Origin of the sequence: uncultured Kocuria sp. (assembly GCF_947500125.1) — a bacterium.
In the GTDB taxonomy this organism is placed as follows: Bacteria; Actinomycetota; Actinomycetes; order Actinomycetales; family Micrococcaceae; genus Kocuria.
The window spans coordinates 20168-37368 of sequence record NZ_CANMRA010000008.1 but is presented as its reverse complement, the minus strand read 5'-3'; the positions used below and the strand labels follow the sequence as shown (position 1 = coordinate 37368).

The 17201-nt window shown below is 75.2% G+C and carries 17 protein-coding genes; 7 read left to right on the top strand and 10 right to left on the bottom strand.

Annotation, left to right across the window (positions count from 1 at the left end; translation table 11 throughout):
- Positions 1-71 precede the first annotated feature (71 nt).
- Positions 72-569: a nucleoside deaminase gene (locus Q0817_RS07375; protein WP_058873127.1), complete on the bottom strand. Its 498-nt coding sequence runs from the start codon at positions 567-569 to the stop codon at positions 72-74.
- Between the two features lie 394 nt (positions 570-963).
- Between Q0817_RS07375 and Q0817_RS07370 the strand changes: the two genes are divergently transcribed.
- Genes Q0817_RS07370 through xdhC form a run of 3 tightly spaced genes read left to right on the top strand, consistent with a single transcriptional unit; the run spans position 964 to position 5661 of the window.
- A complete protein-coding gene (locus Q0817_RS07370) occupies positions 964-2487 on the top strand; it encodes a xanthine dehydrogenase small subunit (RefSeq protein ID WP_298585515.1) in 1524 nt (507 codons plus the stop codon).
- On the top strand, positions 2484-4865 hold the full coding sequence (gene xdhB, locus Q0817_RS07365) for a xanthine dehydrogenase molybdopterin binding subunit (protein ID WP_298585514.1): 2382 nt from the start codon (positions 2484-2486) through the stop codon (positions 4863-4865). Before Q0817_RS07370 ends, xdhB begins: the two co-directional genes overlap by 4 nt.
- Position 4866: 1 nt before the next feature.
- Complete coding sequence (gene xdhC / locus Q0817_RS07360) at positions 4867-5661, top strand: xanthine dehydrogenase accessory protein XdhC (protein ID WP_298585513.1); 795 nt, start codon at positions 4867-4869, stop codon at positions 5659-5661.
- A 53-nt stretch (positions 5662-5714) separates the two neighbouring features.
- On the opposite strand, the gene Q0817_RS07355 is transcribed toward xdhC, so the two are convergent.
- Positions 5715-6605 (bottom strand): lysylphosphatidylglycerol synthase transmembrane domain-containing protein, encoded by an 891-nt coding sequence (locus tag Q0817_RS07355; RefSeq protein ID WP_298585512.1) that lies wholly within the window; start codon positions 6603-6605, stop codon positions 5715-5717.
- A 93-nt stretch (positions 6606-6698) separates the two neighbouring features.
- On the opposite strand from Q0817_RS07355, the gene Q0817_RS07350 reads away from it, so the two are divergent.
- On the top strand, positions 6699-7466 hold the full coding sequence (locus tag Q0817_RS07350) for a CDP-alcohol phosphatidyltransferase family protein (protein WP_298585511.1): 768 nt from the start codon (positions 6699-6701) through the stop codon (positions 7464-7466).
- 7 nt (positions 7467-7473) lie between these two features.
- Here the strand turns inward: Q0817_RS07350 and Q0817_RS07345 are convergent, their stop codons facing one another.
- The 5 genes from Q0817_RS07345 to Q0817_RS07325 form a co-directional block, all read right to left on the bottom strand.
- Positions 7474-8340, bottom strand: a complete 867-nt coding sequence (locus Q0817_RS07345; protein WP_298585510.1) for a class I SAM-dependent methyltransferase — start codon at positions 8338-8340, stop codon at positions 7474-7476.
- Complete coding sequence (locus Q0817_RS07340) at positions 8337-9563, bottom strand: glycosyltransferase family 4 protein (RefSeq protein ID WP_298585509.1); 1227 nt, start codon at positions 9561-9563, stop codon at positions 8337-8339. Before Q0817_RS07340 ends, Q0817_RS07345 begins: the two co-directional genes overlap by 4 nt.
- On the bottom strand, positions 9560-9979 hold the full coding sequence (locus Q0817_RS07335; RefSeq protein ID WP_298585508.1) for a 6-carboxytetrahydropterin synthase: 420 nt from the start codon (positions 9977-9979) through the stop codon (positions 9560-9562). The genes Q0817_RS07340 and Q0817_RS07335 overlap by 4 nt, the downstream gene beginning before the upstream one ends.
- Before the next feature lie 27 nt (positions 9980-10006).
- Entirely contained in the window at positions 10007-11008 is a 1002-nt protein-coding gene (locus Q0817_RS07330; protein WP_298585507.1) for a zinc-binding alcohol dehydrogenase, read from the bottom strand.
- Between the two features lie 148 nt (positions 11009-11156).
- On the bottom strand, positions 11157-11603 hold the full coding sequence (locus Q0817_RS07325) for a MarR family winged helix-turn-helix transcriptional regulator (RefSeq protein WP_298585506.1): 447 nt from the start codon (positions 11601-11603) through the stop codon (positions 11157-11159).
- A gap of 75 nt (positions 11604-11678) precedes the next feature.
- Here Q0817_RS07325 and Q0817_RS07320 point away from each other — a divergent pair, with 75 nt between their 5' ends.
- The 3 genes from Q0817_RS07320 to Q0817_RS07310 all read left to right on the top strand — a co-directional run bounded on the left by Q0817_RS07320 (position 11679) and on the right by Q0817_RS07310 (position 13931).
- Positions 11679-12326: a maleylpyruvate isomerase family mycothiol-dependent enzyme gene (locus Q0817_RS07320; protein WP_298585505.1), complete on the top strand. Its 648-nt coding sequence runs from the start codon at positions 11679-11681 to the stop codon at positions 12324-12326.
- Between the two features lie 74 nt (positions 12327-12400).
- A complete protein-coding gene (locus Q0817_RS07315; protein WP_298585504.1) occupies positions 12401-12934 on the top strand; it encodes an alpha/beta fold hydrolase in 534 nt (177 codons plus the stop codon).
- A 52-nt stretch (positions 12935-12986) separates the two neighbouring features.
- Positions 12987-13931, top strand: a complete 945-nt coding sequence (locus Q0817_RS07310) for a hypothetical protein (protein ID WP_298585503.1) — start codon at positions 12987-12989, stop codon at positions 13929-13931.
- Between the two features lie 2 nt (positions 13932-13933).
- Here the strand turns inward: Q0817_RS07310 and fmdA are convergent, their stop codons facing one another.
- The 3 genes from fmdA to Q0817_RS07295 all read right to left on the bottom strand — a co-directional run bounded on the left by fmdA (position 13934) and on the right by Q0817_RS07295 (position 17104).
- On the bottom strand, positions 13934-15187 hold the full coding sequence (gene fmdA / locus Q0817_RS07305; RefSeq protein ID WP_298585502.1) for a formamidase: 1254 nt from the start codon (positions 15185-15187) through the stop codon (positions 13934-13936).
- 53 nt (positions 15188-15240) lie between these two features.
- A complete protein-coding gene (locus Q0817_RS07300; protein ID WP_298585501.1) occupies positions 15241-15525 on the bottom strand; it encodes a zinc ribbon domain-containing protein in 285 nt (94 codons plus the stop codon).
- A gap of 151 nt (positions 15526-15676) precedes the next feature.
- The gene (locus Q0817_RS07295) at positions 15677-17104 is read right to left on the bottom strand and encodes an FAD-binding oxidoreductase (RefSeq protein ID WP_298585500.1); all 1428 of its coding nucleotides are present in this window, start codon (positions 17102-17104) and stop codon (positions 15677-15679) included.
- Between the last annotated feature and the right edge of the window lie 97 nt (positions 17105-17201).

Below are 17201 nucleotides of genomic sequence, written 5' to 3'. Positions count from 1 at the left end.
GCGGGTCTCCCGTGAAGTGTCCAGATCTGGTGGTCCCGGTAGGAGCCGACCGGGGCGGCGGGGTGCTCGGATCAGTACGCGGTGCGCTGGGCGTTGCCGGCCCAGGCCTCGAACGGTTCCGTGCGCGTGGCGAGGGCGACGTGGCGGACCGGAAGGGCCCGGTCCCGCTCCTGCGCGCTCCGGGCGAAGAACTCGTAGAACTCGGCGTCGTCGAATCCGCCGGCCGCGGCGTCGTGCCGGTCGGCGGCGAAGTACACCGCGTCCAGCCGGGCCCACAGCGAGGCCGAGAGGCACAGCGGGCACGGTTCGCAGCTGGTGTAGAGCACGGCGCCGCTGAGGTCGAAGGTCCCCAGCTCGCGGCAGGCGCTGCGGATGGCCATGACCTCCGCGTGCGCCGTGGGGTCGTGGTCCGCCGTCACGCGGTTGACGGCGGGGAACTCCCGCCCGTCCGCGGTCACGACGACGGCGCCGAACGGCCCGCCGTCGCCGGCGGCGTTCTCCGCCGCGAGCTCGACGGCACGTTCCAGGTGGACCTGGGTGCGCGGAGTGGTTTCGTGGATGGTCGACATGATGCTCAGGTCCTCACGGATCGTGGGGGAACCCGAGAAACGGCTTGTCCGTCGGCGGGCCCGCCCGGCTGTCAGATCATGCCCGGTAGATAGCCCCGGTCGATCGGGGCCCGCCTTTGGCTGAGGCCAACCTAGAGGAGATCCACGTGACCTACAACACATTGTGGAAGAATTCTTCCAGATCCACCCTGACCCGGTGGTGGCGACCGGCCTCTTGCGGCCCCGTCACGGCGTGGTTATGGTGTGACTCAGCCTACGGCGGGTCCTCGAGCGGACTATCTACCGGGCGAGCAACGACGAATCGCGCTGGTCCGCCGCCAGAGAGCTCCCGGTACCCCGGGGAACCACCTGACTCCAGGTCGCGGCCAGTGGCATGCACCGAGGAGCAGCAGGTATGAGCGACATCCGAGTGACGGTCAACGGTCGGGCCCGGGACGGTGCCGAGGTCGGCCCGCACACCCGGCTGCTGGACTGGCTGCGGGGCGAGGGCCTGACCGGCGCCAAGGAGGGCTGCGCCGAGGGCGAGTGCGGTGCCTGCGCGGTGCTGGTGGCCCGGCCGGACGGCGAGGGACGCAGCCGGTGGACCTCCGTCAACGCCTGCCTGCCCCCCGCCGCCGCCTTCGACGGTCAAGAGGTCGTCACCGCAGAGGGCCTCGGCACCGCGGGCGGCACCGGCACGCCGGCGGCGCTGCACCCCGTCCAGCAGGAGATGGCTTTCCGGGGAGGCTCCCAGTGCGGGTACTGCACCCCCGGCTTCGTCTGCTCCATGGCCGCCGAGTACTACCGTCCCGAGCGCGAGGCCCCCGGCGCGGCCACCGAGGCGGCCGCCGGGGCCCAGACCGGCACCGAGGTCGTCGGCGAGGAGCACGCGGCCGACCACGAGTGCGGGCCCAACGGTTTCGACCTGCACGCCCTCAGCGGCAACCTCTGCCGCTGCACCGGCTACCGCCCCATCCGCGACGCCGCCTACGCGCTGGGCACCCCTGCCGAGGCCGACCCGCTGCTGCGGCGCCAGGACCGGCCCGCGCAGCCGGCCCCGCCCACCCGGGTGGCGGCCGGCGGCGCACAGTTCGTCCGTCCCGGTTCCCTGGAGGAGCTCTTCGAGCACCTGGAGGACACCCCGGACGCCCAGCTGGTCGCTGGTTCCACGGACGCGGGCGTGGGCGTCAACATCCAGCACGCCCGTCCGCCGCTGACCCTGGCGGTGGACCGGCTCGAGCAGCTGCGCACGCTCGAGGTGGGGCAGGAGCGTGTCGAGATCGGGGCGGCCCTGAGCCTGTCCGAGGTCGAGCGCGGCCTCGCCGGGCGGGTGCCGCTGCTGGACCAGGTCTTCCCCCAGTTCGCCTCCCGCCTGATCCGCAACGCCGCGACGTTCGGCGGCAACCTCGGAACCGGCTCGCCCATCGGGGACTCCGCCCCGGCGCTGCTGGCTCTGGGCGCGTCCGTGGTGCTGGCCTCCGCCGGGGGCGAGCGCGAGGTCCCCCTGGACGAGTACTACACCGGGTACCGGCAGAGCGTCCGCCGCCCCGGGGAGATCATCCGCGCCGTGCGGATCCCGCTGCCACCGGCCCGGTACAGCGCGTTCCACAAGATCGCCAAGCGGCGCTTCGACGACATCTCGAGCGTGGCCGTCGGCATCGCCGTGCACGTGGAGGCCGGCACGGTCACCTCCGCGCGGATCGGACTGGGCGGGGTGGCGGCCACCCCGATCCGCGCGCATGCCCCGGAACGCATCCTCAGCGGTGCGCCGTGGAACCGTGACACGGTCCTCGCTGCGGCGGCCGCGCTGGCCGGGGAGGGCACGCCGATCGACGACCACCGAGCCAGCGCCCGCTACCGCTCGGCCATGCTCGAGCAGGCCCTGCTCAAGTTCTGGGCGCAGAACGCGCTCGCCCCCGACATGGAGGTGTCCCGATGACGTCCCTCGCCGACCGCCCCGTCAATCCCGTGGTGGGCGTGCCCGTCGCGCACGAGAACGCCGCCCTGCACGTCACGGGCACGGCCCTGTACACCGACGACCTGATCGTGCGCCACCAGGACGTGCTGCACGCCTGGCCGGTGCAGGCCGCGCACGCCCACGCCCTCGTGCAGGACCTGCGCACGGCCCCGGCCCTGGCGGTCCCCGGCGTGGTCCGGGTCCTCACCGCGGCGGACGTGCCCGGGGTCAACGACGCCGGCACCAAGCACGACGAGCCGCTGTTCCCCACCGAGGTCATGTTCCACGGGCACGCGGTGTGCTGGGTGCTGGGCGAGACCCAGGAGGCCGCCCGCCTGGGCGCCGCAGCCGTCGAGGTCGACTACGAGCCGCTGCCGTCGCTGGTCACCGTGGCCGAGGCGATCGAGGCCGGCAGCTTCCAGGGCGCTCAGCCCACCGTCAGCCGCGGGGACACCAGCACCGCGCTGGCCACCGCGGCCCACCGCTTCAGCGGTGAGTTCGAGTTCGGCGGCCAGGAGCACTTCTACCTCGAGACCCACGCCTCTTTCGCCTACGTCGACGAGGGCGAGCAGGTCCTGGTGCACTGCAGCACCCAGCACCCCACCGAGACCCAGGAGATCGTCGCCCACGTCCTCGGCCTGCACAGCCACGAGGTCACCGTGCAGTGCCTGCGGATGGGCGGCGGGTTCGGCGGCAAGGAGATGCAGCCGCACGGCTACGCCGCCGTTGCCGCCCTCGGGTCCGTCCTCACCGGGCGGCCGGTCCGGGTGCGGCTCAACCGCACCCAGGACATCACCCTGTCCGGCAAGCGCCACCCCTACCACGCCCGGTGGGAGGCCGGCTTCGACGAGAGCGGTCGCCTGCAGGCCCTCGAGGCCACTGTCACCAGCGACGGCGGGTGGAGCCTGGACCTCTCCGAGCCCGTGCTGCAGCGCACGCTGTGCCACATCGACAACGCCTACTGGATCCCGCACGTGCAGGTCCACGGCCGGATCGCGCGGACCCACAAGACCTCCCAGACCGCGTTCCGCGGCTTCGGCGGGCCCCAGGGCATGCTGGTGATCGAGGAGGTCATGGGCCGCTGCGCCCCGCTGCTCGGGGTGGACCCCACGGAGCTGCGCCACCGCAACCTCTACGTCCCCGGCCAGACCACGCCCTACGGCCAGCCCGTCCGGCACGCCGAGCGGCTGCGCACCATCTGGACGCAGCTGCTCGACCGGGCCGAGGTCGAGCGCCGCCGCGAGGAGATCGCGGCCTTCAACGCCGCCCATCCCGACACCAAGCGGGCGCTGGCGGTCACCCCGGTGAAGTTCGGCATCTCGTTCAACCTCACGGCCTTCAACCAGGCCGGCGCCCTCGTGCACGTCTACAAGGACGGGTCCGTTCTCATCAACCACGGCGGCACCGAGATGGGGCAGGGGCTGCACACCAAGATGCGCCAGGTCGCGGCCACGGCCCTGGGCGTGCCCCTGGAGACCGTCCGGCTCGCGCCCACCCGCACGGACAAGGTGCCCAACACCTCCGCCACGGCCGCCAGCTCCGGGGCGGACCTCAACGGCGGGGCCGTGAAGAACGCCTGCGAGCAGATCCGCGACCGACTGGCCGAGGTCGCCGCCCGCAAGTTCGACATCCACCCCGACGACGTCCGGTTCGTCGACGGCACGGTGACCGGGATCGGCTTCCACGACCGGCAGATGTCCTTCGCCGAGCTCGCCCACGACGCCTACTTCCAGCGGATCTCGCTGTGGGCCGCCGGGTACTACCGGACCGAGGGGCTGCACTGGGACGGCGCCCGGATGCAGGGCGAGCCGTTCAAGTACTTCTCCTACGGCGCCTCCGTCTCCGAGGTGGAAGTCGACGGGTTCACCGGCGCCTACCGGTTGCTGCGCACCGACATCATCCACGACGTCGGCGACAGCCTCTCCCCGCTGATCGACGTCGGGCAGATCGAGGGCGGCTTCGTGCAGGGGGCCGGCTGGCTCACGCTCGAGGAGCTGCGCTGGGACGTCTCCGACGGCCCGCACCGAGGGCGGCTGGCCACGCAGGCGGCAAGCACCTACAAGCTGCCGAGCTTCTCGGAGATGCCCGAGGAGTTCAACGTGCACCTCTTCGAGCAGGCCACCGAGAGCGGCGTCGTCTACGGGTCCAAGGCCGTGGGGGAACCGCCCCTCATGCTGGCCTTCAGCGTGCGCGAGGCGCTGCGGGAGGCGGCGGCCGCCTTCGGCCCCGGCCGCCGGAGCGTCGAGCTCGCCAGCCCGGCCACCCCGGAGGCGGTGTTCTGGGCGCTCCAGGAGGGGCGCCGGGTCCTGGCCGCCGACACGGAGCAGGCTCCGGCACCGGCCACCTCGGCGGCGCACTGACGTGGACTGGCTGGACGCGCTGCAGCACCTGCGCGCGGCGGGCGCGCCGGGGGTGCTCGCCACCGTCACGGAGGTGCGCGGGCACGCCCCCCGGGAGGCAGGGGCCAAGATGGTCGTGGCCGAGACGGCCTCGTGGGACACCGTGGGCGGCGGCAACCTCGAGGCGACCGTCGTCGAGCGGGCACGGGCGATGCTGGTGTCCGGGGCGAGCGTCCCGGAGACGATGACCTTCTCGCTCAACGAGCACGCCGCCGTGGAGCACGGGCGGCAGTGCTGCGGGGGCGTGGTCGGCGTCCTGCTCGAGCCCCAGCGCGCCCGGCCGTCCGTCGCCGTGTTCGGCGTGGGGCACGTGGGCCACGAGCTCGCCCGGGTGCTCTCCCGGCTGCCCCTGCACCTGCACCTGGTGGACAGCCGGGAGGGGCAGCTGGATCCTGCCCGGCTGGCCGACGTCACCGACGGGACCGCGCAGGTCCACGTCCACCACAGCCCCGTCCCGGAGAACGTGCTCGCCGCGCTGCCGGCCGGGGCGCACGTGCTGATCATGAGCCACGACCACGCGGAGGACTTCGTGCTCTGCGACGCCGCGCTGCGCCGGGACGACCTCGGCTCCGTGGGGCTGATCGGTTCCTCGGCCAAGTGGTCCCGGTTCCGGGTGCGGCTGCGGGAGGAGGGGCACGGCGACGCCGCGCTCGAGCGCATCACCTGCCCCATCGGGCTCCCCGGCATCCCGGGCAAGGCCCCGGCGGTCATCGCCGTCGGCGTCGCCGCCGACCTGCTCCGGGTGCTCGCCGCCTGAACGTCACGGGACCGGTCGGCCCCTCGGTTCTCCGGCGGCGCCCCCGATGCCGGTCACGGGCGGTGCGCGTCCAGGCGCACCGGGCGCAGCCACTGCACGAGCACCACGGCCCCCGGCAGCGCGGAGATCAGGGCGAGCAGCCCGTAGCCGATTGAGATCGCGAACCCCGTCTCCGGGGGCAGTCCGTGGGCCATGGCGGCCAGGGTGGTGATCCCCTCGCGCGGGCCCCAGCCGCCCACCCCGACGGGGACCGACATCCCGGCGAGACCCAGCACGGTGGTCCCCCACAGGTTCGCCAGGGTCTCCTGCGGCGCGGTGCGCACGGCGGCCAGCAGGAAGAGTCCCTGGTAGCAGGCCCAGGCGAGCACGGACAGCGCCCACACCCCGGCCCGGTCCCGCGCCGGGGCGCCGCTCGTGGAGCGCCAGGCGACGGCCCCCACGGCGAGCGCCCCGAGGCCGAGGGCGGAGGCGAGCCAGCCGCCGACCGCCAGGGCCGGGACGACCCCCGCCGCGAGCAGCACGGACGTCCCCGCCAGCCGTTCGCCCAGCACGGAGCCGCCGGCGCCGGGCCAGCTGTCGCCGCGCCGGCGGCGGCGCAGCACCCGCACCGCGTCCCCGGTCACGCCGCCGGGCAGCAGCAGGTTCACCAGCCCGGACGCCAGGCACTCGCCCAGGGCCTCCCGGAAGCCGATCGGCATGCCCCGGCTGCGGGCCACGAGCCGCCAGCGCTGGGCCTGGGCCGCGGTGGCCACGAGCCCGGCGCCCAGGGCGAGCGCCACGGTGGCGGGAGTCAGGATGCCGACGGCGCTGCGCACCGCGTCCGTGCCGAGCACGCGGAACAGCAGGGCGAGCAGCACGATCCCGGCCGCCGCCTGCCCGGCGGCGAGCAGCACGCGGAGAACGGGCCGCCGCTCGCTGGGGGCTGGCGGGGTCTCGGCGGGCATGGGCGCAGTCTAGCCACCGCCGGCCGTCACCCGGATTGACGCGGCGGGCCGGTCCCGCCCAGGATGAAGACCCCCGACGCGGAAGGCGACCGCATGCCCCTGGCCCGCTCCACCGGCCCCCGACCCTCGGCGCGCCGGGACGGTCTGCTCGCCTTCGTGGTGCTGGGCGGAGCCCTCGCGGCGCTCCTCCTCCTGGCGGACGCGGCGCTCCCCGTGCTGGTGAGCTCCGGCCTGCTGGGTCTCGCCGTGCTCGGCACGGTGGTGCGCAGCACCGTGCGCCGCCACGGCGAGCCCTACGGCCCCGCCGACCGGGTCACCGTGGGCCGCTCCGTGCTCGTCGCCCTGACCGCCGCGCTCCTGCCCGTGGGGCTGGCCCCCGTGCTGGGGCAGGACGCGGGCCGGCCCGCCGACGCCTGGTGCTGGGCCGTGTTCGCCGTCGCGCTGCCCGCCTGGCTGCTCGACGGGATCGACGGGTGGGTGGCCCGCCGCACCGGCACCGCCACGCGCGCCGGGGCACGGTTCGACCAGGAGGTCGACGCCGTGCTGCTGCTCTTCCTCTCGGTGGCGGTCGCCGCCCGGATCGGGCTGCCAGAGGCGTGGTGGGTGGTGGTGATCGGCGCCCTGCGCTACCTCTTCCTGCTGGGCCTGCGGGCGCGTCCCGCGTGGCGCCGCGAGCTGCCCTTCTCCTCGTACCGGCGGGTGGTGGCGGGGATCCAGGGCGGTGTCCTGCTCGGCGCGCTGGTCCCCCTGATCCCTCTGCCGCTGGCCGTCACCGCCACCGTCATCGCGCTGGTCCTGCTGCTGGTGTCCTTCGGCCGCGACGTCCTGTGGCTGGAGCGGAGCGCCCGGGGCCGCAGCTGACGAGGCCTCAGCCGACGGGCGGCAGGCCGAGCAGGTCCGCGTGTCCCACCGTGGCCCGCAGCCGGCCGCGGGCGCAGTCCACCAGCCGGGTCCGCAACCAGGCGTGGGCCTCGGCCGTGAGGTCCGGGCGGTGCTCCACGGCGGCGTCCGCCCGGTCGGCGAGGAACCGCTCCAGGAGGGGCCGGGCCCACGCCTGGTCGGCGATCCACCAGGGGGTGGGCGTCACGTCCACGGCCGTGCCGTGCTCCCGCAGGGCCTCCGCGGCCAGCCGCACGGCGTCGGTGCCGGCGAGCTCACCGCGGTGCTGGTGGTCCTCGAAGGCCCCCAGCACGGAGGGGTCCAGGTGGTGCGGCGGGTCGAGCAGGACCTCGCCGTCGACGGTCAGAGCGAAGAGCGCGGGGACGCCCTCCTCGGCGAGCACACGGGCCAGCTCCCGGATCTGCTGCCGGGTCAGCAGGTCGAGCAGCGCGGAGCACGTCACGAGCCGGCGGGCCGCCGGGTGCTCGGAGAGGACCCGGCCGAGCTCCTCGACGCCGGCGAGGACGGGCACGACGTCGGCCCCCTCCGCCCGGGCGGCGGCCACGGCCTGGTCGAGCAGCTCGCGGTCGTGGTCGAGCAGGATCCAGCGCTGGGGGCCGGGGAGGTGCCGGGCCAGCCAGGCCCGGTTCGCGCCCGTTCCGGCGCCGAGGTCCACGACGACGACGGGTTCGGCGGCCGAGGAGCCGGGGACCCCGGCCGGCGGCCGCTCCTCCCAGTGCCGCACGAGCCGGTCGATCAGCGGCAGGGAGTGCTCACGGGCCGCGGCGTCGGCGGGCTCGCGCAGGGCCAGCCAGTCACCGGCGACGGGCCGGTCGGGGACGGAGTGCTGCATCATGTCGGTCTCCTGGTTCGGTCGGGGTCGGTGTCGGGATCGGGATCGGGGCCGCTGCCGTGGTCGTGATCGCGGGCGTCGTGATCGAGGTCGTGGTCGGCGCCGTGCTCGGGGCGGTCCGGCAGCTCGAGGGGCCCGCCGATCGCCGCGAGGACGTCGCGGGCGGTGTCCTCCCAGCCGCGCAGTCGTTCGCGGCGGGCCAGCGCCGCGGCCCGCCACTGCCCGCGCAGGGCGGGGTCGGTCAGCCAGTCGCGCAGCACCTCGGTCCAGGCGGACGGGTCGGCGGGGTCCAGCGCGGCACCGGCCCGGCTCCCGGCGCCCGGAGCGCCGGCGCCGTCCGCGCCCCGGGGTCCCGGCGTGCCGTCGAGGGCCTCGACCGCGCCGGTGCCGGCCGCGACCACCGCGGGCACGCCGTGGGCGAGCGCCTCGGTGACGACCATGCCGTAGGTCTCGGCCGTGGAGGGCAGCAGCAGCAGGTCCGTGCGCGCCCACTGCCGGGCCAGCGCGGCCCCCTCGAGGGGACCGGGGCAGCGCACGCGTCCCGGGTCGGGGAGCTCCCGGACCGCCGCGCGCAGCCCGTGGACGTGGCGGGGGTCGCCCTCGGGACCCACGAGGTCGAGGGTCCAGTCGAGCCCGGCCAGCGGCGCGAGGGCCCGCAGCAGGAGCCGTTGGTTCTTGCGCGGGGTCAGGGACGCGAGGCAGAGCAGCCGCGGCGGGCTCGACCCCGCGGCCACCGGCCGGCGCTCGGCTCCCGGCTCCGCCACGGCGGCGTCCGCGGTGCCGTAGCGGCGGCAGACGTCGCGGGCCGCCCAGGCGCTGGTCGTCAGCACGCCGGTGGCGGCGGCGAGGGCTGCGGCCTCCCGCCGGGCGAGCTCCCTCGCGATCGCGGGGTCCAGCCCGGTCTCGGCGGGCAGGGGCAGGTGCACGAGCAGGTGCACGGGCACCCCGGAGCGCACGGCGTCGTCGACGGTCTCCGGGGCCGCGCACCCCACGAGGCCGTCGAGGACGACCGCCCGCCCGGGGGCCGGTGCGCCCAGCGCCCGCCGCAGCCGCGCCCGGGCGGCGCCGTCCGGAGCGGGCCAGTCGCCCGCCACCGGCACCAGGCGGGCCGGGCGCCCCAGGGCGTCCAGCGCCGCCACGAGCCGGCGGTCGTAGAGCGAGCCGCCGGTGGGCCGTCCGCCGTCGTCGGGCACCACCACGTCGATGCCCGCCCGCACCTCGCTCACCGGGCGGGGGCGGGCCCGCCGCGCTCGCTCAGCACAGGCAGCTCGAGGGTGTAGGAGGCCCAGGCGTCGGGGTTCTCCCGCAGGGTCACGGTCAGCCGCTCGAGGCCCTCGACGGACGCCGCGCCCGCCGCGAGCCGCTCGGCCACGTACTGGGCGAGGACCTCCGTAGTGGTCAGCCGGCCCGCGAGGTCCGGGTGCTCGTCGAGGTTGCGGTAGCGCAGCCCGTCGAGGACGCCCGTGAGCAGGTCGCCGGCCACGCCGATGTCCATGACCACCCCGTGCTCGTCGAGGACCGGCCGGGACCACGTGGTCTCCACCTCGTAGGTGGCTCCGTGCAGGTTCTGGGCGGGGCCGAAGAAGGGGTCCGGCAGGCTGTGGGCGATCATCATGTGGTCTCGGACGGTCAGGGTGAACACGGGGCTCCTCGGGTCGGCGGGGTGGGGTCAGTCGTAGCGCACCACGTGGCAGAGCACGTCCGGTGCGCCTCCGGCGAGCCGCGCCATGGTGGCGGGCAGGTCCTCGAAGGGGGAGGTCCCGGAGAGCAGGGCGTCGAAGCGGGGGTCCCGCAGGGCGTCCAGGGCGGTGGCGAGCCGGTCGGAGGTGGTGCGGCGGGCGCGGCGGGCGGGGGCGACGGCGCCCACCTGGCTGGCGCGGATCTGCAGGCGGCGGGCGTGGAAGTCCGCACCGAGCGGGACGGCCGGGTCCTCGTCGCCGTACCAGGACAGCTCGATCAGCTCGCCCTCGTCGCCGAGCAGCTCGAGCCCCCGTGCCAGTCCGGCGGCGGTGGAGGAGGCGTGCACGACGACGTCGCACTCCCCCGCGGCGTCCTCCGGCCGCACGTGCTCCACGCCGAGCCGTGCCGCGAGCTCCCCGCGGGACGGCTGCGGGTCCACAAGCTGCAGCCGGGCGAGCGGGAAGCGGGCCAGCAGCGCGGCCGCGCACGCGCCGATCATCCCGGCGCCGACCACGGCCACGCGGTCCCCGAAGCGGGGCGCGGCCTCCCACAGGGCGTTGACGGCCGTCTCCACCGAGCCGGCGAGCACCGCGCGGTCGGAGGGCACGTCGTCGGGCACGGGGGTCACGGCGGAGGCGGGGAGCACGTAGCGGTCCTGGTGGGGGTGGAGACCGAAGACCCGACGGCCCACCAGGTCCTCCGGTCCCTGCTCCACGACGCCCACGGACAGGTAGCCGTACTTCACCGGCCCCGGGAAGTCCCCCTCCTGGAAGGGGGCGCGCATCCGCTCGTGCACGCGCGCCGGGACGAGACCGCGGTGGACGAGCGACTCGGTGCCGCGGCTGATCCCGGAGCGCAGCGCCCGCACCAGGACGTCCTCCGGGCCCGGGACGGGCAGCTCCGCGGTGCGCAGCTCCCCCCGGCCGGGCTCCACGGTCCAGTAGGCGCGGCAGGTGCGGGGGTCCTCCGGGGCGGCAGCGGCGTCGGTCATGCTCCCATTGTGGCGTGCCGGCGGCTGCGCGCCACCGGGCGACCGCTGCGGGCCCCCAGACCGCCACGAGCCCGGGGGCCACGGGACCGCACGGTTCCCCGGACCCTGCCGGATCGGCCCGGCTGCCCGTGGCGGGCCGGCCCGCGCGTCAGGCGGTCGGGGCGGCAGGCCCCTCCTCGTGCAGCTCGGCGAGCGCCCGGCGCAGCGCGGCATAGCGCCGTGCCCCGAGCCTCCGCCGCCACTGCTCCTCGACCTCGGCGACCACGCCGGCCGCCACCGCCTGGGCGGCCCGGCCGCGCTCGGCGACGGTCACGAGCCGCGCCCGGGCGTCGGCGGGATCGGGGCGCCGCTCCACGTACCCCTCCTCCTCCATGGCCTGCACGAGCAGGCTGGCCGTCTGCTTGGTGACCCGGGCCTGCTCCGCCAGCTGCACCGTGCGGGTGCCGTCCGGACCGATGCGCTGGAAGATCCGCGCCTGGGCGGGAGAGAGGTCCGCGAAGCCGGCGGCGTGCAGGGCCTCGAGCACCCGGGTCTCCATGTCCCGGTACGGGTAGTACAGCAGCAGCCCGGTGTTCGTCCTCTCGTCCTCGTGCATTCCCACCCCTTGACACCGCAGCGGCTCCCGCTGGAAAATTTAGTCAGTAAACCTGACCATTAGGGGGAGATTACCATGGACCGCGACGCCATCTGGGACGCCGTTCACCGGGAACGGTCCGCGCTCGCGGACCTGCTCGAGACGCTCGGCCCCGAGGAGTGGGACCACCCCAGCCTGTGCCCGGGATGGGCGGTGCGGGACGTGGCGGCCCACGTCATCGCCTCGCCCCAGTTCGGGCTCGTCGATCTCGTCACGGCCCTGTGGCACGGCCGGGGCGACTACAACCGTGCCGTGTACCTGGACGCCCGGCGCCGCGGGCGCCGGCCGGTCGAGCAGATCGTCGCGGACTACCGCCGCCTGGACGGGTCGAGGCACCATCCCCCGGGCACGGGCATCCGGGATCCGCTGCTCGACGTCCTCGTCCACACCCAGGACATCGCCCTGCCCCTGGGCCGCCACCACGCCATGCCCCCGGAGGCCGCCCGCACGGCCGCCGACCGGGTGTGGTCCATGCCGTTCCCGTTCTGGGCGCGCCGGAGGCCGCACGGGGTGACGCTCACCGCGACCGACATCGGCTGGCGCGTCGGCGGCGGCCCCGAAATCCGCGGGACCATGGGGGCGCTGCTCCTGCTGCTGACCGGGCGGACCGCGGCGCTCGACCGGCTCGAGGGGCCGGGCCTGGGCCTCGTGGGACCGGGAGCAGGAGCCGCCCCCCGCTCTTGACACCCCGCCGCGGCGGCGGGGACTCTGGTGGAGGCGGCGTCCGCCGTCACCTCCCCCGTCCCCCGAGGTGACCCATGGTCCAGCGCATCCTCTTCCTGCACGGCGCCGGGCTCCAGCCCGGCGCCGGCGACAACCCGGTGCTCGAGGCCGTGCGGCGGAAGTGGCCTGACGCCGACCTCGTCGCCCCCGACCTCCCGAGCCCTGAGGACCCCGACCCGGAGCAGTGGCAGGAGGCGATCGGCCGGGCCGTCCGCGCCATCCCGGACGAGCCCTGGGTGATCGTGGGCCACTCCCTCGGCGGGTCCGAGGCCCTGCGCTTCCTCTGCAACCGGATCCCCACCCTGCTGCAGCGCGTCGTGACCGTGGCGGCCCCGTGCTGGTGCCCGGAGCACCCGGACCGGAACGGGCAGGGCTTCGCCCTGCCCCCCACCGTGGGCCGGAAGCTCGCGGACCTCGAGATCGTGGTGGTCCACGCCGAGGACGACGACGTCGTGCCGCTCGCCCACGCGCACTGCCTCGCCGAACGGCTGCCGTCCGCCCAGCTCGTGCTGCTCCCCTCCGGAGGGCACCTGCCGACGTCGTGGACGGACCGAGGTCTCATGACGTGAGGCGACACCGCGCGGATCGGCAGAACCGCCGCCGTGCGAGAGCATGGGTGTCATGAACCGATCGCAGCCGCAGCACCGAAGGACCGCCCGCGCCCTGGGGATCGCCGCGATCCTCCTGGGCCTCTCCGCCCCGGTTCCCGCGTCGGCGCTCCCCGCCGCCCCGGGCAGCGAGGTCGCCGGGACGTCCTCCGTCGCCGTCCCCGCCTCGTGCGGTCCGGCGGCCGCCGGGTCGTTCCCCGTCCCGGACGGGCCGACGGCGCAGGACGACCGGCAGGCCCTGGCCGCCGCGCTGGACGGGCTGGGCGGGGCGGTGGGCGCCGAGATCGGTCTGCTGGTGCAGGACACGGAGGGCCGCACGGTCTTCGCCCACCGCCCCGAGCTGTCCGGCATGGAGGCGAGCCTCTCGAAGGTCCCGCTGGCCCTGACCACCATGCGCCTGGCCGCCGAGCGGGACGGCCGGCTCACGGAGCAGCAGCGCGCGCTGATCCGCGACAGCGTCCACGAGAGCGGCAACGAGTCCACCTCCGCCCTCTACGGCGCGCTCGGGCCCACGGTCGCCGCCATGGAGGGCGAGATCAACGAGACCTACGACCTCATGGGCGTCACCTCGACCCGGTCCTCCGGCGGCTGGGGCCACAACCTGACCACGGCCTCCGACCAGCTGGCCGTGCTGGGCACGGTGGTCCGCGGGGCGGACTGGCTGCCCGAAGAGGATCTCGCCTGGCTGCGGGAGCAGATGCGGCCCAGCCACCCGTCCCAGACGTGGGGCGTGGGGTCAGCGCGCGCGGACGGGACCGGGACGGCGGACTCCCTCGTCAAGAACGGGTGGCTGCCGGACGCCGGTGGGCAATGGGACACCCACAGCGTGGGGCGGGCGGCGGCGGGCGGCGCGGCCCACCACATCGCGGTGCTGGGCTCCGGCTACCCGACCGCGGCGTGCGGCCAGGACATGGCCACCGCCGTGGTCGAGCTGTACTTCGCGCACGCGGCCGCCTGAGCTCACGCGGCCGCGTGCGGCGCGCCCCTTCCGGGGTCCACCTGGTGCGGACCGGCCGCGGAGGGCCGGATGTCGAAGTCGAAGATCGCGGTGGGGAGGTACACCGTGGCGCAGGAGTTGGGGATGTCCACCACCCCCGAGAACCGGCCCTCGATCGGCGCGGCGCCCAGCAGCAGGTACGCCTGCTCGGGCGCGTACCCGAACTTCGTGAGGTAGTCGACGGCGTGCAGGCACGCCCGCTGGTAGGACAGCTGCGAGTCGAGGTAGCGCTGCTCGCCGTCGAGGGTCACCGAGGTGCCGGAGAAGGAGATCCACTCGCTGTACTGCGGGTCCGTCCGGCCCGGCAGGAAGATCGCGTTCTCCGTGACCCCGTAGGTCTCCATGCCGCCCTTGATGACGTCCACGTGGAAGTCGACGAACCCGCCCATCTCGATGGCGCCGCAGAACGTGATCTCGCCGTCGCCCTGGGAGAAGTGCAGGTCCCCCACGGAGAAGTTCGCCCCGTCCACGAAGACGGGGTAGAAGACACGGGTGCCCTTGGTGAGGTTCTTGATGTCCTGGTTGCCGCCGTTCTCCCGGGGCGGGGCGGTGCGCGCGGCCTCCGCGGCGACCCGCTCGGCGTCGGCGGCGGGCACCCCGCCCAGCAGGGCGTTCTCGGGCTCGGGCGGCAGCGCCAGGGGCGGGACCCGGTCCGGGTCGGTGGCGATGAGGGCCCCTTCGCGGGCGTTCCACCGGGCCAGCAGCTCCGCGGAGGGCGCCGTGCCCATCAGGCCGGGGTGGACGATGCCCGTGAACGACACCTCCGGGACGTGGCGGGAGGTGGCCGTCTGGCCGCGGAAGTCCCAGATCGCCTTGTAGGCGTCCGGGAACCGGTCGGTGAGGAAGCCCCCGCCGTTGGAGCGGGCGAAGACGCCGGTGTACCCCCAGCCCTGCCCGGCCAGCGGGCCGGAGTCCTCCTGGGGGATGGGGCCGACGTCGAGGATGTCGACGACGAGCAGGTCCCCCGGTTTCGCCCCCTGCACCGCGAACGGGCCGGAGAGCTTGTGCACGGTCGTCAGCGGCGCGTTGAGGACGTCCTCGGCGGAGTCGTCGTTGACGATCGCGCCGTCGAACCACTCCCGGCAGTGCACCCGGAACGTGTCCCCGGGGCGCACGGTGGCCACCGGAGGGATCTCCGGGTGCCACCGGTTGTGCCCCACCAGCTGCTGGTCCTCGAACGGCTGTGACGAGTCCAGGGGAAAGATGAGCTCCGGCATGACGTGCCTCCTAGGCTGCTGTGCTGCGGTGTGGTGCTCCGGTGGTGTGCCTCTCAGGGCCGGGGAAGTCTGCGGTGCAGGGGGTTGCCGGTGGTCCGGGGTGCTCTCCGGGCATCGGGCGGGGGCGCGGCGACGACGTCGGGCTCGGCCGCGGTGCGCTCGGTGCGCTCGATCAGCCGCGCCGCAGGGGTGCCGGTCCGGGAGAGCCCGGGGGCGCTCATCAGCCGCCGCGCCGGGGACCCGCAGCCGGGGCAGGTGCTCTCGCGCGTGGCGGCGCCCATGCCCAGCAGGAGCTCGAAGTCGCCGCACTCCGGGCAGCGGTACTCGTAGATCGGCATGCGGTGCGCCTCCCGGGGGTGCGGGGTCTCTGGACTGTCGACCGTAGTGCCGGGCCCGCGGCCGGGGAAGAGCGGTCACCGACATCGCCCGGACATGACGGGGCCGGGGCCGCCGAGCGCCCGGGACCGGACCGCCTGGTCCGCGGTGCGCTCAGGGCCGGCCGGGCGGGACGTTCAGGTTGTGCCGGAAGAGGTTCCCGGGATCGTAGCGGTCCTTGAGGACGGCCAGCCGCTGGTGCTTCTCCCGCCCGTAGGCGAGGCGGGCCGCCTCGGACCGGTCGCCCCCGAGCTCGGTGTCCGGGCCCATGAGGTTGACGTACTCCCCGTGCTCGGCGAACGGCTGCATGCCGTCGCGCACGGTCCGGACGAAGGCGGCGAGGTGCTCGTCGTCGGCGGGGTCGTCGCGGACGCCGTGGACCGTCAGCCAGTACCGTGCGGACCGGTTGGGGAAGGCGGTGGCCTCCTCGGGCACCCTGCCGAAGGCGCCCTCGAGGTGGTGGACGTCGATCCCGGCGCCCCGGCACGTGATCCCGGCGGCCAGCCCGACGAGGACGTCGACGACCTCGTCGTCCAGCCGGGAGAAGGGCACGTTCCGCCAGTGGCCGTGCGAGCCCTTGGGGAAGGCGCCGTCCCTGGCCCCCTGCCAGGCGAGCCACGGTGTCGGCCCCATCTCCTCGGCGTCGGGCGGAGCCTCCTCCCGGAGTCCGTCGACGACGTCCAGACCGCCGGTGTGGTCCTCCGAGGCCCAGCTGAAGCCCACGGTCAGCACCGGCTCGTCGCCCATCCCGGTCCCCTGCGGTGGGATCTCGAACGTGAGGACCGGGTTCATCTCGTCCGGCAGACCGTGCGACCACTCGGCGAAGACGGTCAGGGCGTCCCGCCAGTGCGGCCTGCGGTAGTAGAGGTTCCCCGCGAGCACGGCGGACGGCAGCCGCCGGGCCCGGAAGGTGAAGGAGGAGACCACCCCGAGGTTGCCCCCGCCGCCGCGCAGTCCCCAGAACAGCCCGGCGTTCTCCTCCTCGCTGGCGTGCAGGTGGTCGCCGGCGGCGGTCACGACGTCGGCGGAGTCCAGGTTGTCGAGCGTCAGCCCGTTGCTGCGGGTCAGCCAGCCCATGCCCCCGCCCAGGGTGAGTCCCGCCACGCCGGCGACGCCGACGAGGCCGCCGGGGACGGCGAGGCCGTGCCGGGCCGTGGCACGGTCGAGTCCGGCGATGGTGGTGCCCGGGTCCACGCTCACGAGCTGGTTCGCGGGATCGACGACGACGCCCCGCAGCCGCCCGAGGTCCAGCACCAGGCCGCCTTCGACCGTGCCGTGTCCTGCCACGCCGTGCCCGCCGCCCCGCACCGCCAGCGGCAGCCGTGTGCGCTGCGCCGCGGCCAGGGCGAGGTCGATGTCGCCGATGTCCCCGGCCCGCACGACAGCACGGGGACGGACGTCGATCAGGCCGTTCCAGACCCGGCGGGCCCTGTCGTAGTCGGGGTCTCCCGGCTCGACCAGTCCGCCTGTGAGACGGTCCCGGAGTTCCTGGAGCGCCCTGGCCGTCCCGTCGCCCGGCGCACCGTGGTCCGTGGTGCTCATGGCTCCCGCTCCTGCGCGAAAATGTGTCGGCCCGGGGCCAAATTCTAGTCCGCCTGGCTCAGGACTCGACGAAAGCCCTCGTCACGCCTGCATAACT